The sequence below is a fragment of the Bradyrhizobium sp. Kon56 genome (assembly GCF_055807635.1).
In genome coordinates, this window is the sequence record NZ_JBVVOU010000509.1 from 1 (window position 1) to 256 (window position 256).

At 62.9% G+C, this 256-nt stretch carries 1 protein-coding gene; it reads left to right on the plus strand.

Features of this window, described 5'->3' with window-relative positions:
• Positions 1-5 precede the first annotated feature (5 nt).
• Positions 6-143, plus strand: a complete 138-nt coding sequence (locus AC0L3B_RS39860) for an aldehyde dehydrogenase family protein (protein ID WP_473383406.1) — start codon at positions 6-8, stop codon at positions 141-143.
• Positions 144-256 lie beyond the last annotated feature (113 nt).

The window sequence follows — 256 nt, forward strand, 5'->3', positions numbered from 1 at the left end:
TAGGTATCAATGAGGGCGCCCTCGCGGCCGAAGCGGCCCCCTTTGGTGGCGTGAAAGATTCAGGTTATGGGCGCGAAGGCTCCACCCACGGTCTGGAAGAGTACATGCACATCAAATACACCTGCCAAGGCGGGCTGGACTGATCCTTCGCGCCTAACGGGCGCATTGCCGACCGCCGTGTCACGCGGTCGGTAACGGCAGGCCTCTGTCCGATAAAGCCGCCATTCGCGCCCTGCCCCCTCCTTCAGCGGTTTCC